The sequence below is a fragment of the Methylobacterium sp. 092160098-2 genome (genome assembly GCF_028920805.1).
GTDB classification, from domain to species: domain Bacteria; phylum Pseudomonadota; class Alphaproteobacteria; order Rhizobiales; family Beijerinckiaceae; genus Methylobacterium; species Methylobacterium fujisawaense.
The window spans coordinates 704,222-719,115 of record NZ_JAQPZJ010000001.1; the positions used below are offsets into that span (position 1 = coordinate 704,222).

9 protein-coding genes are annotated in these 14,894 nt (G+C 69.5%); 6 read left to right on the forward strand and 3 right to left on the reverse strand.

Going from position 1 to position 14,894, the window contains the following annotated elements; genetic code table 11:
- Positions 1-113: 113 nt before the first annotated feature.
- From PQI07_RS03180 to PQI07_RS03190, 3 genes are read left to right on the forward strand one after another with little or no spacing between them, the layout of a single operon-like run.
- Positions 114-2,831 (forward strand): sensor histidine kinase, encoded by a 2,718-nt coding sequence (locus PQI07_RS03180; RefSeq protein WP_043755114.1) that lies wholly within the window; start codon positions 114-116, stop codon positions 2,829-2,831.
- Entirely contained in the window at positions 2,828-3,556 is a 729-nt protein-coding gene (locus tag PQI07_RS03185) for a response regulator transcription factor (RefSeq protein WP_043356449.1), read from the forward strand. Before PQI07_RS03180 ends, PQI07_RS03185 begins: the two co-directional genes overlap by 4 nt.
- Positions 3,557-3,601: 45 nt before the next feature.
- Positions 3,602-4,048 (forward strand): PTS sugar transporter subunit IIA, encoded by a 447-nt coding sequence (locus PQI07_RS03190; protein ID WP_274926021.1) that lies wholly within the window; start codon positions 3,602-3,604, stop codon positions 4,046-4,048.
- Positions 4,049-4,064: 16 nt separating this feature from the next.
- Here the strand turns inward: PQI07_RS03190 and PQI07_RS03195 are convergent, their stop codons facing one another.
- Genes PQI07_RS03195 through PQI07_RS03205 form a run of 3 tightly spaced genes read right to left on the reverse strand, consistent with a single transcriptional unit; the run spans position 4,065 to position 8,976 of the window.
- Positions 4,065-5,405, reverse strand: coding sequence for an NCS2 family permease (locus tag PQI07_RS03195; protein ID WP_274927674.1), 1,341 nt, complete (start codon positions 5,403-5,405; stop codon positions 4,065-4,067).
- The gene (locus PQI07_RS03200; RefSeq protein WP_274926022.1) at positions 5,405-8,140 is read right to left on the reverse strand and encodes a molybdopterin-dependent oxidoreductase; all 2,736 of its coding nucleotides are present in this window, start codon (positions 8,138-8,140) and stop codon (positions 5,405-5,407) included. The genes PQI07_RS03195 and PQI07_RS03200 overlap by 1 nt, the downstream gene beginning before the upstream one ends.
- Positions 8,137-8,976: an FAD binding domain-containing protein gene (locus tag PQI07_RS03205; protein ID WP_179697908.1), complete on the reverse strand. Its 840-nt coding sequence runs from the start codon at positions 8,974-8,976 to the stop codon at positions 8,137-8,139. Before PQI07_RS03205 ends, PQI07_RS03200 begins: the two co-directional genes overlap by 4 nt.
- A 172-nt stretch (positions 8,977-9,148) precedes the next feature.
- Between PQI07_RS03205 and pucL the strand changes: the two genes are divergently transcribed.
- From pucL to PQI07_RS03220, 3 genes are all read left to right on the forward strand, one after another.
- Positions 9,149-9,991 (forward strand): factor-independent urate hydroxylase, encoded by an 843-nt coding sequence (pucL, locus tag PQI07_RS03210; RefSeq protein ID WP_274926023.1) that lies wholly within the window; start codon positions 9,149-9,151, stop codon positions 9,989-9,991.
- A 452-nt stretch (positions 9,992-10,443) separates the two neighbouring features.
- Entirely contained in the window at positions 10,444-11,928 is a 1,485-nt protein-coding gene (locus PQI07_RS03215; protein ID WP_274926024.1) for a methyl-accepting chemotaxis protein, read from the forward strand.
- Positions 11,929-13,156: 1,228 nt separating this feature from the next.
- Positions 13,157-14,866: a methyl-accepting chemotaxis protein gene (locus PQI07_RS03220; RefSeq protein ID WP_274926025.1), complete on the forward strand. Its 1,710-nt coding sequence runs from the start codon at positions 13,157-13,159 to the stop codon at positions 14,864-14,866.
- The last annotated feature ends 28 nt before the right edge of the window (positions 14,867-14,894 follow it).

Genomic DNA, 14,894 nt, shown 5'->3' on the forward strand with positions numbered 1-14,894 from the left:
GCGGCGCCGAAGGGGATGGCCGGGGGTCGCGCATCCGGCCGGAGCACCGCGAGGCCACCGGCTGAGAGCGAGGGCCGGATGGCCCGAGACAGACTGCTCCTGAGACGAGGTTCATGCCCGAGACCACCCGCGACCCGACCCGCCCCTCGCCCGACGCCCTGCTCGAAGCGGCGCGCCGGGAGGAGCGGACGCGCGGGCGGCTCAAGGTGTTTCTCGGGGCCGCCCCGGGGGTCGGCAAGACCTACGAGATGCTGACCATCGGCCGGGCCCGGCTGAAGGCGGGGATCGACGTCGTGATCGGCGTGGTCGAGACGCATGGCCGGGCCGAGACCGAGGCCCTGCTCGACGGCTTCGAGACGATCCCCCGCCGGTCGGTGCCGTATCACGGCACCGTCCTTCAGGAGATGGACCTCGACGCCCTCCTCGCCCGCCGGCCGGCGCTGGCGCTGGTCGACGAGCTGGCCCACACCAATGCCCCGGGCTCGCGCCACCCGAAACGGTACCAGGATGTCGAGGAGCTTCTCGATGCCGGCATCGACGTTCTGACGACGCTCAACATCCAGCACGTCGAGAGCCTCAACGACGTGGTCGCCTCGATCACCCGTATCCGGGTGCGCGAGACGGTGCCGGACGGCGTTCTCGACCGCGCCGACGACATCGAGGTGGTGGACCTCAACCCCGACGACCTCATCCAGCGCCTGAAGGACGGCAACGTCTACGTCCCGACCCACGCCGAGCGGGCCCTGAAGCACTACTTCTCCCGCGGCAACCTGACGGCGCTCCGCGAGCTGGCGCTGCGGCGCACCGCCGACCGGGTCGACGACGAGCTGCTCGGCCACATGCGGGCCAACGCCATCGCCGGCCCCTGGGCGGCGGGCGAGCGCGTGCTGGTCTGCGTGAACGAGGACCCCCGCTCCGCAGGCCTCGTGCGCTACGCCAAGCGCCTCGCCGACCGCCTGCATGCGCCCTGGACGGCGCTCTCGATCGAGGGGGCCCGCGCGGCGACCTTGAGCGAGGCCGAGCGCGACCGGATCGCCGAAGCGTTGCGGATCGCCGACCGGCTCGGCGGCGATGCCGTCACCCTCCCGGGCGGCCGCCGGATCGCCGACGACGTGCTCGACTACGCCCGGTCCGCCAACGTCAATCACATCGTGGTCGGCAAGGCGAACCGGTCATGGCTGTTCGAGCTGCTCAACGGCTCCGTGGTGCACGATCTCGTGCGGGGCAGCGGCGCCATCAGCGTGCACGTGGTCCCCGGCGAGGCCGTTCCGGACACGACGCAGCCGCGCCGCCCCGTCGCGGTCGCCCCGTCGCGGTCGGGCTTCGAGGCGCGGCCCTACGCGGTCGCGCTGTCGGCCGTCGCCGCGGGACTCGGCGCCGCCATCCTCGCTCAGCCCTATGCCGGCGTCGAGAACGCCGACCTCTTCCTTCTTACCGCCATCGTCGCGGTGGCGGTGCGCTGGGGGCTCGGGCCGGCGCTCGCCGCGGTGGTGGCGGCCTCGCTCGCCTACAACTTCTTCTTCCTGCCGCCGGTCTACACGCTCACCATCGCCGACCCGACCAACGTCGCGGCCTTCCTGCTCTTCACCCTGGTGGCGGTGCTGGTCTCGAACCTCGCGTCCCGCGCCCGCCGCGTGGCGGTGGTCAGCCAGGGTCGCGCCCGGGCCACCGAGCGGCTGTTCGGCTTCTCGCGGAAGCTCGCCGCCTGCGGCACCCTGGACGACGTGCTCTGGGCCACCTGCGCCCAGGTCGCCGCGATGCTGAAGGTCCGCGTCGTCCTGCTGCTGCCCGACGGTCAGGCCGTCACGGTCCGGGCCGGCTACCCGCCCGAGGACATGCTGGACGAGGCCGATCTGGCGGCGGCGCAATGGGCCTTCGACAACGACCGGCCGGCGGGCCGCGGGGCCGACACGCTGCCGGGGGCCAAGCGGCTGTTTCTGCCGATGCGGACCGGGCGCGGCACGATCGGGGTGATCGGCCTCGATTCCGACGGCACCGGACCGATCCTGTCGCCGGAGGGCCGCCGCCTCCTCGACGCCCTGGCCGACATGGGCGCCCTCGCCATCGAGCGGGTCCGGCTCGTGGAGGATCTCGACCGGGCTGAGCGCGCCGCCGAGACCGACCGCCTGCGCCAGGCGCTGCTCACCTCGATCAGCCACGACCTGCGCACGCCCCTCGCGTCGGTGCTCGGCGCGGCCAGCACCCTGCGCGACCTCGAATCGGCCCTTCCGGCAGACGCGAAGGCCGAGCTGCTGGCGACGATCATCGAGGAATCGGAGCGGCTCAATCGCTTCATCGCCAACCTCCTCGACATGACCCGGCTGGAGGCTGGCGCGGTGGCACCGAACCTCTCGGCGCAGGACGTGGCCGAGACCGTCGACACGGCCCTGCGCCGCACCCAGAAGATCCTCGCCGCGCATCGCGTCGCCGTGGAGGTGGAGCCCGACCTGCCGGCCCTGGCGCTCGACCCCGTCCTGTTCGAACAGGTTCTGGTCAATCTCCTCGACAACGCCGCCAAATACGCGCCCGAGGGCTCGACCGTCACCCTGCAGGTCCGCCGCGCCGACGACCGGGTCCGGATCGCCGTGCTGGACGAGGGGGACGGCCTGCCCGAGGCGGATGTCGAGCGGGTGTTCGACAAGTTCTACCGCGTCCGGAAGGGCGATCGGGTCAGGGCCGGCACCGGGCTGGGGCTCGCCATTTCCCGGGGCTTCGTCGAGGCGATGGGCGGCACGGTCACGGCCGGAAATCGCCGGGACCGGAGCGGGGCCTGCTTCACCATCAGCCTTCCCGTGCCCGCCCGAACTGCGCCCAAGGACATCGCCGCATGAGCCCCACGGTCCTGGTGGTCGACGACGAGCCGCCGATCCGCAAGCTCCTGCGCATGGGCCTCGCCACGCAGGGCTACGCCGTCCTGGAGGCGCCCGACGCCCGGACCGCCCTGGCGCTGCTCGGGCGCGAGGGGGTGGACCTCGTGATCCTCGACCTCGGCCTGCCCGACATGCGCGGCCACGATCTGTTACGGGCGGTCCGGGCGAGCCATCCCGATCTGCCCGTCGTCGTGCTGTCGAGCCGCGACGACGAGGGCGGCAAGGTCGAGGCGCTGGATCTCGGCGCCAACGATTATGTGACCAAGCCCTTCGGCATGGCGGAGCTGCTGGCCCGCCTGCGGGCCGCCATGCGCCACCAGCTCGCCGCGCGGGGCGAGCGGCCGATCTTCCGCGTCGACAACCTCTCGGTCGATCTCGTCCGCCGGATCGTGAAGGTCGACGAGGCCGAGGTGAAGCTGACCCCGCGGGAATACGACTTCCTGCGCGTCCTGGTGCTGCATGCCGGCAAGGTGCTGACCCATGCGCAGCTCATGCGCTCGGTCCCGTCCTCGTCCGATCCGCAATATCTGCGCGTCTACGTGCGCCAGCTTCGCCAGAAGCTGGAGGCCGATCCCGAACGGCCGCGCCTCCTGCTGACCGAGACCGGCGTCGGCTACCGCCTGCGCGCGCCCGACGACGAGCCGGTCCCGCATCCCCGCGCCGCCGACGGCGCCGCGACCCACTGATCTCGAGGATAGCCCGATGCGTCCCTGCGCCCGCGATTTCGCGCGATGACCGTGGACCAGATCCTCGTGCCGGCCGACGCCCTCGTCGGCCTGCGCATGGCCAGCAAAGGCGCCTTGCTCGAGGAGCTGGCACGCCGTGCGGCCGGCGCCCTCGGCCTGAGCGCGGGGGCGATTTATCCGGCGCTCATCCGGCGCGAGACCCTCGGCTCGACCGGGATCGGAGACGGCATCGCCCTGCCGCATGCGCGCCTCGACGCGATAACGCGCCCGTACGGGATCCTCGCCCGGCTCCGTGAGCCGATCGATTTCGAGGCGGTCGACGACCGGCCGGTGGACCTCGTCTTCCTGTTGCTGCTCCCCACGGCCGCCGAGGGCGAGCCGCTGAACGCTCTGGCCTGCGTGGCACGGCGCCTGCGCGATCCCGAGGCCGCCGCGGCCATGCGTGCGGCACGGGATGCGGCGGCTCTCTATGAGGCGGCAATGCGCCGGTAGCCGTGCTGCCCGGCCGTCAATGCGCCCCGCCCGTCTCGACGAATTTGAACAGGAACACCGCCGCGATCACCCAGACGATCGGCTTCACCTCCCGGGCCCGGCCGGCGAGCAGCTTCAGCGCCGCGTAGGTGATGAACCCGCAGGAGACGCCGGTGGCGATCGAGTAGGTGAAGGGCATCAGCAGGGCCGTCACGCAGGCCGGCACCACCTCCGTGAGATCGTCCCAGTCGAGCTCCACCAACTCCCGCAGCATCAGGCAGGCGACGTAGAACAGCGCCGGTGCCGTGGCGTAGGCCGGGACGGCACCGGCCAGAGGGGCGAAGAACAGGCAGGCGAGGAACAGAACCGCCACGGTGGCGGCCGTCAGCCCCGTGCGGCCGCCCTCCTCCACGCCGGAGGCGCTCTCCAGATAGGCCGTGGTGCTCGACGTGCCGAGAAGCGCGCCCGCGAAGACCGAGACGGAATCGGCCATCAAGGCCCGGTCGAGGCGGCGCATCCGCCCGTCTGTCAGGAGCCCGGCGCGGTTCGCCACGCCCATCAGCGTCCCGGTGGCGTCGAACAGCTCGACCAGGAACAAGACCAAGATGACGTTGAGCAGGCCCGCCGAGAGCGCCCCCGGAATGTCGAGGGCAAAGAGCGTCGGGGTGATGGAAGGCGGGAGGGCGACGACACCCTGGAAGGTGTTGCCGGCGAACACGAAGCTCAAAGCCGTCACCGTCAGGATGCTGGCGAGCAGCGCCGCCCGAACCTTCCGCGCGGACAGGACGGCCACCATCAGGAAGCCGACCACCGCCAGGATCGTCTCGGGCTTGTGCAGATCGCCGAGGGTGACGAGGGTTGCGGGGTTCGCCGCCACGAGGCCGGCATTCTTGAGCGCGATGATCGCCAGGAACAGGCCGATCCCCACCGTGATGGCGATGCGCATGGAGCGCGGGATCCCGTCGACGATGAGCGCGCGCAGCCCGGTCAGGGTGACGATCAGGAAACACAGCCCCGAGATGAACACCGCCCCGAGGGCGGCCTGCCAGCTGAAGCCGAGTTGCTGGACCACCACGTAGGTGAAGTAGGCGTTGAGCCCCATCCCGGGCGCGAGGGCGATCGGGTAATTGGCGTAGAGCGCCATGATCAGCGAGCCGAGCGCCGCCACGAGGCAGGTCGCCACGAACACCGCGCCCCGCGGCATGCCGGCATCCGCCAGGATGCTCGGATTGATGAAGACGATGTAGGCCATCGTCAGGAAGGTGGTCAGCCCCGCCAGCACCTCCGTGCGCACGCTGGTACCGTGCTCGGCGAGGCGGAAGGTGCGCTCCAGAAAGCCGGGTTTGGCCGCCGGCGTGGCATCCCGCGGGCGATCCATCACGAGAGCCCGGTCCCGCCGGCCGCCACGGCCCGGTAGATCCTGTCGGGGGCGAAGGGGGTCGCGGTCAGCCTCGCGCCGGTCGCGTCGCGGATCGCGTTGCCGAGCGCCGCCGCCACCGGGTTGAAGGGCGACTCGCTCATCGACTTGGCGCCGAGGGGGCCGACGCTGTCGTACGTGTCGGCGAACAGGACCTCGGTGTCCGGCACGTCGGCGCAGGCGGGGATGTGGTAGTCGCGGAATGTCTGCGTGATGAGGCTCCCGTCCGTACCGACGCGGACCTCCTCGTAGAGCGCTGCGCCGATCGCCTGCGCGACGCCGCCCTCGACCTGTCCGCGGCACTGCATCGGGTTGATGACCCGCCCAGCATCGGCGGCGTGAACGCTCCTGAGGATGCGCACCAGCCCGCTCACGGGATCGACCGCGACCCGGAAGGCGTGGACGTTGAACGCCACCGAGCGCGGGCTGCCGTCGGCCCGGCCGGCCGCGTCGAGCGGTCCGATCGCCGCGAGCGTCACCGGCCCGGCCGGCGTCTCGACGACATCCCCCGCCACGCGGCAGGAATCCGGGGACGCACCCGCGATTTCCGCCGCCCGCGTGCGGATCCGGACCGCGAGCGCCTCCGCGGCGCGGAGCGTCGCCAGACCCGCCACAACGGTCCCCGTGCTGCCATAGGCGCCGGTATCGTGGCCGACGCCATCGGTGTCCGCGCCCGCGATGCGAACGCGCTCCGGCGCGACGCCAAGCGCCGAGGCCGCGATCTGCCGATGCACCGTGCTGGTGCCGTTGCCGAACTCCGCCGTCCCGACGCGCACGGTAAAGTGCCCGTCGGCGTCCAGGCCGACCCGCGCATCGGCATGGTGGCCGCGCGGGGGAATCGTGTCGATCATCGCCATCGCCATGCCGGTTCCGCAGCGCCAGCCGGCCTCCGGCTCCGGTCCCGGATCGGCTTGCAGCGCCTCCTCGACCAGGGTCAGGCACTGGTCGAGGCCGTAGCTGCCGAACACCACGTCGTGGGGCTCCAGGCTGTTCGACACCAGGGCGTCGCCCGGCTTGACGGCGTTGTGCCGCCGCAGCGCGAAGGGGTCGAGGCCGAGCCCGCGGGCCACCTCGTCAAGGGCGGATTCCAGGGCGAAGACGGTCTGGCTCAGCCCATAGCCCCGGAAGGCCCCGGCCGGCAGCGTATGGGTGTAGACGGCGCGGCCATCGACCCGCTTGTTCGGGCAGACATAGGCGGCCAGCACCTCGTTGCAGGCGTGATGGATCACGCCGCCGGCGTGGTTGCCGTAGGCGCCGGTGTCGGACAGGACGTCCAGGCTGAGCGCCGTCAGCGTGCCGTCGCGCCGGGCGCCGACCTTCACATCCACCCGCATCGGATGACGCGTCGTGGTTCCGACGAACTGTTCCCGGCGGGTCAGCTCCCAGCGGACCGGTCGGCCGGTGTGCAGGACCGCCAGGGCGACGAGATCCTCGGTGAGCATCTCCTGTTTGCCGCCGAAGCCGCCCCCGACCCGGGCGCAGACCACGCGCACCGCGTCCTTCTCCAGGCCGAACAGGTCGGCCAGCGCGTCCCGGGTCAGGAACGGCACCTGGGTGCTCGTGCGCAGCGTCAGGCGGCCGTCCTCGGCGCGCCATCCGATGCAGCCATGGGTCTCCATGGCGGCGTGCTGGACGCGCTGCGACCGGAACGTCCCGGCATAGACGAAGTCGGCTTCGGCCAAGCCGGCCTCCACGTCGCCGATCGCGCCGTGGACCTCGCCGGCGAGGTTGGGGTGGCGTCCGAGGGGCGGCGCATCATCGCCCGGGCCGTCGCGGGGATCGTGGACCCGGGGTGCGTCGGGCTCCAGGGCGCGGTCCGGATCGAGGAGCGCCGGGCGGACCTCGTAGGTGACCTGAAGGGCCCGGCAGCCGGCCTCGGCGGCCGCTTCAGACTCCGCCACCACGGCGGCGACGCGCTGGCCCACGAAGCGCAGGATCGGGTCGAGCACCCGCGTGTCGGACGCATCGTCCCGCGGATCCTCGTGGCGGCCGGTGGAGAACCGGCGCGTCGGTGCGTCCGCATGGGTCAGCACGGCCACGACCCCCGGGACGGCGCGCGCTGCCGCGGCGTCGATCGCCACGATCCGGGCATGGGCATGGGGCGAGCGCAGGACCTTGAGATGGAGCGTGTCGCCGACCGGGGCGTCCAGGGTGAAACGGGCGCGACCGGACACCACCAGCGGCGCGGCCGGCGCCGGGCAGTTCCGCCCGACCGGATCTCCACAGCCGCCGCGCTCCACGGACCTTGCGCTGCCCGCGATGGCCTCGCGGACGGCGCGGTAGCCGGTACAGCGGCAGAGATTGCCCTTGAGGGCGGTGCCGAGATCCTGCTTCTGCCCCTGGTCGAGCCTCGCCGCCGTCATGATCATGCCCGGCGTGCAGAACCCGCACTGGAAGCCCTGGGCGTCCAGGAAGGCCTGCTGCATCGGATGGAACTCGGCGGGCTCGGGATCGTCGGGATGGCAGGGACCCGCCAGGCCTTCGATCGTCGTTACGCTCCGGCCCTCGGCGCGGAATGCCGGGACGAGGCAGCTGTGGACCGGCTCGCCGTCGAGATGAATCGTGCAGGCGCCGCAATCGCCAGCGTCGCAGCCCTTCTTGACACCGAACCAGCCCGCCTCACGCAGATAGGTCCGCAGGCACTGTCCGGCCCGCGGCGAACCCTCGTGCATCGCGCCGTTGATCATAACCTTCATGACGCGGCTCCCGGCGACGGCGCCGCGTCGAGCGACGCGCGGATCTCCTCGGCGAAGTGCCGGGTCATGTGGCGGCGCCAGTCGGGCCGGCCGTGGACATCGTCGTGATAGAGGGCATCCGGAATCGCAGCGTCGAGGGCACGCGTCAGCGCATCCGGACTCGGCCACTCGTCGAAGGTCAGGCGGAGCGGACGCGTCACCGAGGCCGTGACGGTCAGCGCGAAGGCGCCGTCCGCGGCGCGCGTCCCGATGAGCAGCGCGCCGGAACGGCCGTTCGGGCTGAGGCTGACGCGGCGGAACGCCGTGCGGCGCGCAAGGGCAGCGGCCGGCATCGAGAGGCTGCGGAGGACTTCGCCCGGTCTCAGGGCATTGCGCTGCGGACCGAGGACGAAGTCGATCACCGGGACGTGGCGCTCGGTCCCGTCCGCGGACCAGATCGTGCAGGTCGCGTCCAGGGCGGTCGCGAGGGCGATCATCGGGCCGGCCGGGAGGGCGAGGCAGACATTGCCGCCGACCGTGGCCACGTTCCAGATCTTGAAGGAGCCGAGCAGCGCCCGACAGCACTGGCCGACCAGGGGCGCCGCGTTCCAGCCCGGCGGCAATTCCAGCCGGTCGAGCTGCGCGATGGTGCAGGTCGCAGCCAGCGTGAGGCCGCCTGCGTCGATCGTGTGCGGCGGCCAGCCGAGGGTCGCGAGGTCGATGAGGCGCCGCATCCCGACCTGCGGCTCGGAGAACAGCCACGTGCCGCCGCCCAGGCAGGCATCGCCGTCCTGCCAGGCGGGCAACTCGATCCGGCTGCGCGGACGCAGGACGGTCTCGATGGTGTTGAGGTCCATACCCCCTCGCCGGTCCGGCGCCGGTTCGGTCCGGCCCTTCACTATGCCGGCCGATATGAGGCACCGGTCAAGCCGCGGCGGTGCCGGGGAACCTTGGCGCCCCCGCCCGCCTCGGCCTAGGATGAATCAGAATCGCGTGAGATGGCCGGCTGCGGCCCGCTCGGAGATCCCCATGGCCCTGACGGCATCGCGCTACGGCAAGGAGCGGGTTCGTGTGCTGCGTCTCGCCCGCGACGGCGAGCACCATACGCCGCGGGAGCTGACGCTGTCGGTCATGCTGACCGGCCGCTTCGAGGCCGCCTGGACCACGGGGGATAACCGCGCCGCCATCGCCACCGACAGCATCAGGAACATCGTCAACGTCACGGCGGCGCAGAACCTGACTCTCGACGCGGAAGCCTTCGTCGCCGCGGTCGCGCAGGTCCTGCTCGAGACCTATCCGCAGATCGAGGCCGTCGCCATCGAGGCAGAGGAGATCCGCTGGCTGCGTCACGCGATTGCGGGCGCGCCGCACGGGCATACCTTCACGCGGGACGGGAACGGCACCGGCTTCGTGGCGCTCACCGCCAGCCGAGCCGGTTCGACGCTGCGCTCCGGTCTGCGGGGCTACACCTTCATGAAGACGACCCAATCGGGCTGGTCGGGTTTCGTTGCGGACCGATACCGGACGCTGCCGGATACGACGGATCGCATCGCCGCCACCAGCATGGATGCGACCTGGACCTGGGCGTCGCCCCCTGCCGATTGCAGCGAGGCCAATGCCCGCATCCTCCAGACGCTGCTCACGGTGTTCGGCACGACCTACAGCCGCGGCATTCAGGACAGCATGTACCGGATGGGTGAGGCCGCGCTCGACGCCGTTCCGGAACTCGCCGAGATCGGCTTCGTGATGCCCAACAAGCATTACCTGCCGATCGACCTCACTTCCTTCGGCCTCGACAACGCTGGAACCATCTTTCTGCCGACGGATGAGCCTGCCGGTCGCATCGAGGCGACGATCGGCCGGACCGCCTGACGTCCCTCGACGCGCGACGGGCCTGGAAACGGCGCCCGTCCGTCGGTGCTCCCCGGCGACAGCGGGACCGCCGCCTGCAGGGCGGATACCGGTTGCTCCGCGCCGGGGCAGAGCACGGCGCGTCAGTCCGCCGGAAAAGCTCACGCTGCGCACAACGCAGGATTGTCCAAGATCAAGCCCTGAAACGTAAGGGCACAATCTCTGGGCGATGACTCGGGGTTTATTGAACAGTCCGTTCTCGCCGGTCATCGCGTGTGATTCTGATGTTGAGAGGCGGGCCCTTAACGGCACTGAAACGGTCCGCGCCTATGAAAGATGCCGATTGGCTGGGGCGTCGGTGACAACCCGAGGTCGTTTGGGACGACAAACGACGCCTGGACTAGAAAAAAGCCAGCTTCGACCGTGCTGTTGTGCGCTTCTGCCGCACCGCGGTCGTGATATGTGGAGGATCAATGTTCGAGGGACTCAGGACTCGGAACGACCAAGCCGCAAAACTTGCAGCTTTGAGCCGATCCCTTGCCACGATTGAGTTCGCGCTCGACGGCACAATTCTGGACGCCAACGAGAACTTTCTCGCGGCCATGGGCTACACGCTCGCGGAAATCCAGGGCCGTCACCACAGCCTGTTCGTCGAACCGGCCGTGCGAGAGAGTGAGGACTATCGCCGTTTCTGGGAGAGCCTGCGGCACGGTACGTTCGAGAGCGCCGAGTACAAGCGCCTCGCCAAGGGTGGCCGCGAGGTCTGGATCCAGGCAACCTACAATCCGGTGCTCGACGCGGGCGGCAAGCCGGTGAAGATCGTCAAATTCGCCACCGACATCACGGCGCAGAAGCTGCGAACCCTCGATCTCGAAGGACAGATCACCGCGCTGCATCGCTCGCAGGCCGTCATCGCCTTCTCCCTCGACGGCACCATCGTCACCGCCAATCCCAATTTTCTGACCGCGGTGGGTTACGAACTGGACGAGATCGTCGGACGCCATCACAGCCTGTTCGTGAGCGAGGCCGAGCGCACCAGCGAGGCTTACCGCCTGTTCTGGGCTGCGTTGGCGCGCGGCGAATTTCAATCCGGGGCCTTCAAACGCACCGGAAAGGGCGGTCGCGAAATCTGGATCCAGGCGACGTACAATCCCATCACCGACGTGGACGGGAAGCCGATCCGCGTCGTCAAATTCGCCACCGACATCACTGCGCAAGTCCATGAACGGCAGCAACGCGCGGCCGCGCAGCGCGCGATCGGTGATGAACTCGACGCCATTGGCGCCGCCGTGGCGGACGTCACGCGCCAAGCCGACGAGGCGGTCACGCGCGTCGGCCGCGTGTCGAGCGACATCCAGTCGGTCGCCATCGGCGCGGAAAAGCTGTCCGCGTCAGTGGACGACATGAATCGGCAGGTGAATCACGCGGCGGATGTCGCGGGACAAGCCGTGGAACAGGCGCAGCGCACCGGTCAGATCGTGACGGGGCTCAGCGAAAACGCCACCCAGATCGGCGATGTCCTCGGCCTCATCTCCGGGATCGCTGCCCAGACCAATCTGTTGGCTTTGAACGCGACCATCGAGGCGGCGCGGGCCGGCGCGGCCGGACGCGGCTTCGCGGTGGTGGCCACGGAGGTGAAGACCCTCGCCGCCCAGACCGGCCGGGCGACGGACCAGATCCGACTCCAGATCGCCTCCACCCAGTCGGCGACCCGTGAGGCCGTCGACGCCATCGATGCGATCCAGGGAACGATCCATACGTTGAACACGGTATCGTCCACCCTTGCGGCTGCGGTGGAAGAACAATCCGTGGTCATGCGGGCAATGTCCGGCAGCATGCAGACCGCAGCGCAGGATGTGTCCGCGATCTCGGCGGGCATGAACACGATCGCGCAGGCCAGCGCACGCGCAGACCGGGCGACGCGTCAGGTCCGGGAAGCTTCGCGCGCCTTCGGCTGAAGGTGGAAGGGCCGGACGTCGCGCAGGTCAAACACTTCCGCCGCTATCCGCACGCGCGTCGGCACTCGCGTACGACGGACCGCCCATCCGGAGCCGGACGAAATTGGTGGCTCATTCGATATCGTGCGCCGCAATGAGCTGTAGTTGAAGCAATTTGGTCAAACGACTTTGCAGAACGAAACCTTCGGGCTCGCGCGCCGGTCCGACCAGCCGGACTTCGAGCGTCGACGGCAATGTCGCGGATGACGAGACAGCTCAACTGCACCGGCTGTCCGCACGGCAACCGGCGGTGCGGGCTGATCGGGTCTGAGCCCCGGTGCGTCTCGCGTCTGAAGAGCGTGCCATAGGGCAATGCCGGCGGCCGCCCAGAGGGTGGGCCATACGCCACGCGCCGGGCCTCGGCTGCACACTTGTCCCGGGCCGGCTTACCCGGCGGCAGGCCCTCGCCTACCCGTCACCGCAGTTCATGAGCGGGAGATGGATGCGTGGTGGAGCGAACCTTGCGCAAGGCAGGTCGGCTGAAGCGGTTATGGCCGGGGCGGGCATCGCCCCTTCCGCCGGCGCCGCGTTTGCCGACCCCGGGTAACCTCCCTGAACCGCCCCCGCACCGCGGATTTACGGCATCGGAATTGATCGCGATGGCGCGCCAAGCTCGGGCTGCGGACAATGAGGCGGATCCGGCGAAATCGGCGAGCGTTTCTTGACGTCACACACGGTTCGCCGGGAGATGATCCATGGGATTGGTCGCCTTCATCGTCTTCGTGTGCCCGTGGATGGGCTTGGCCGGCCTGTTGTGGATGCGCGCCCAGCAGACCAAGCCGCTCTGACCTCGGTGCAGACGCAGCCTCGCCCGGCGTTGGCGGGGTAGACTGAGCGACGCATCTGCGGCGCTCGGCAGGCGGCGCGGCCGATCCGGCATGCAAGCGATGTGCGGATGGGATCGGCGGCGTGCCGCAGCGCGACGCGCGGCGTGTGCCGCCCACAGGCAGATCAGATTTGCGACGCGCGACACTCAATCTGCGGAGATCGTCCGCCCGCAAATGAGACGGTCATCTGAAGAGTAATAGATGCTAATATCATTATATTTTCTTGTTATGTCTATATTTTACCAGGCAATTATGCTTTACTATAATCTTCATCAAGTATAACAACTGTTTATATACGGGCGTTGATTTTGGAGAGATTATTGCATAGAAGATAGTCCAATGATCTTATCGGAAACCATTGGATGCATGTGCGTCTGTCATTTCTTGGGCTGCGGCGTGAATTAAGCGTTCGATTGATCGTTATTGCATTTGCCGTGACGATGTTCAGTGTTCCGATTGGTATTGGATTGGTCTCGGCAGTCCGGATCGGCATCGTCGAAGCAGCGAGTCGCACCCTGGCCGGTGAGATCAAGGCCACGACCCAGCTCGGCACCATCAAGCAACTGAGTCAGGAGCTTCGGACGCTTGCGGTTCTGGCGCACGCTGCGCCGACTGAGGAGGCCCGTCGTGAAAGCTTCGTCAAGATCGACGCGGCGCATCGATCGCTCTCGGCCGCCTGGAGCGCGTATCTTCCGACCGTTACGGCGCCTGATGATCAAAAGCTGGCGCAAACTCTGCGCGTAGCTTGGCAGCACGTCCTCGCTGTCGGGGCCGAGGCGGCCGCCCTCGACCGGGCCGGGGAACGCGAACTCGCCGACCAGGTCCTCTCGACGGTGCTGGAGGCCGATGCGGCAGCGCTTCTGCAGGCGGTCGACGCGTTGCTCATGAACCGTCAAGGCAGGATCGCCGAAGAAGCCAAGACCGTCGATACAACCGGCCGGATGGCGTGGTGGGCGCTCGCCATGGCCGTGTCGGCCTCCGCACCGATCAGCCTCGGGCTGGCGTGGATCGTCCTGCGCCATGTCGTTCGACCGGTGTCGGCGATAACCGCCACCCTGCAGCGATGGGCGGAGAACGGGTCCACGGTTCCGATTTCCACCCTGATGCAGGAGGTCGAACTCGGCGCGATGGCGGGGGCTCTCAGGGCCTGTGAGAACAGGATTCGGCACGCCGAACGCCGCGAAGAGGACGCTGCCCGAGTGCAGGCGCGCCGTGAACAGCAACGCCGTGACGCGTTTCGCAACATGACGGAGCAGTTCGAAGCCGAGATCGGCGGGGTTGTCGAGACCGTGTCATCCGACTCGGCGGAGCTGCGCGCCACGGCCGAGAGACTCTGCGAGATGGTCACGTTGACGACGAGCCACGCGGCGACGATGGCTGCCGCAGCGGAACAGGCTCAGTCCGACGTCCGGCGGATTGCCGCCGCTACCGGGGCGTTCAACTCTGCGGCCCACGAGGTCAATCGCCAAGCCGAGATCACGGCGTCCCTGGCGGGTGGCGCGGCGGTGGAGGCGGAACAGACCCTCTCGCGTGTTCAAGCCCTCAGCGGCGCCGCGGACCGGATCGGCGATGTGGTCCGCATGATCACCAAGATTGCCGCCCAGACCCATCTCCTCGCCCTCAATGCCGCGATCGAAGCCGCGCGGGCCGGTGAGGCAGGGCGCGGATTCGCGGTTGTGGCCGCCGAAGTGAAGACCCTGGCGGGACAGACCAAAGAGGCCACCGAAGTCATCGGCCGGCACGTGGCCGAACTGCAGGGATCGACTGTCGAGGCGACGTCGGCGATCGCAGGCATCACCGCCCGAGTCGCCGACATGAGCCGGGCGGCGGCTTCGATCGCCGTCGCCGTCGAGCAGCAGGGCGCTGCAGCGCGGGAGGCCGTCCAGATCGTCATCCCCTGTACCGCCGACGCTGTGGAACCCGGCTTCGACGTCCCGGGAGCAACCGGTCCGGCCGCGGAGGCCGACACGGTCGCGGCCGGCATGTTGGCCGCGGCCCGCAGCTTGTCGCGGGACGCCGAACGTCTGGGCGGCGAGATCGCTGGCTTTCTCGACAATCTCCGCGCGGCCTGACGCGGGGCACGGAACGACCGGAACGGAG

Coding starts and splice junctions, on each gene's coding strand:
- PQI07_RS03180 (WP_043755114.1), top strand. CDS start 114: ATGCCCGAGACCACCCGCGACCCGACCCGCCCCTCGCCCGACGCCCTG.
- PQI07_RS03185 (WP_043356449.1), top strand. CDS start 2,828: ATGAGCCCCACGGTCCTGGTGGTCGACGACGAGCCGCCGATCCGCAAG.
- PQI07_RS03190 (WP_274926021.1), top strand. CDS start 3,602: ATGACCGTGGACCAGATCCTCGTGCCGGCCGACGCCCTCGTCGGCCTG.
- PQI07_RS03195 (WP_274927674.1), bottom strand. CDS start 5,405: ATGGATCGCCCGCGGGATGCCACGCCGGCGGCCAAACCCGGCTTTCTG.
- PQI07_RS03200 (WP_274926022.1), bottom strand. CDS start 8,140: ATGAAGGTTATGATCAACGGCGCGATGCACGAGGGTTCGCCGCGGGCC.
- PQI07_RS03205 (WP_179697908.1), bottom strand. CDS start 8,976: ATGGACCTCAACACCATCGAGACCGTCCTGCGTCCGCGCAGCCGGATC.
- pucL (WP_274926023.1), top strand. CDS start 9,149: ATGGCCCTGACGGCATCGCGCTACGGCAAGGAGCGGGTTCGTGTGCTG.
- PQI07_RS03215 (WP_274926024.1), top strand. CDS start 10,444: ATGTTCGAGGGACTCAGGACTCGGAACGACCAAGCCGCAAAACTTGCA.
- PQI07_RS03220 (WP_274926025.1), top strand. CDS start 13,157: ATGCATGTGCGTCTGTCATTTCTTGGGCTGCGGCGTGAATTAAGCGTT.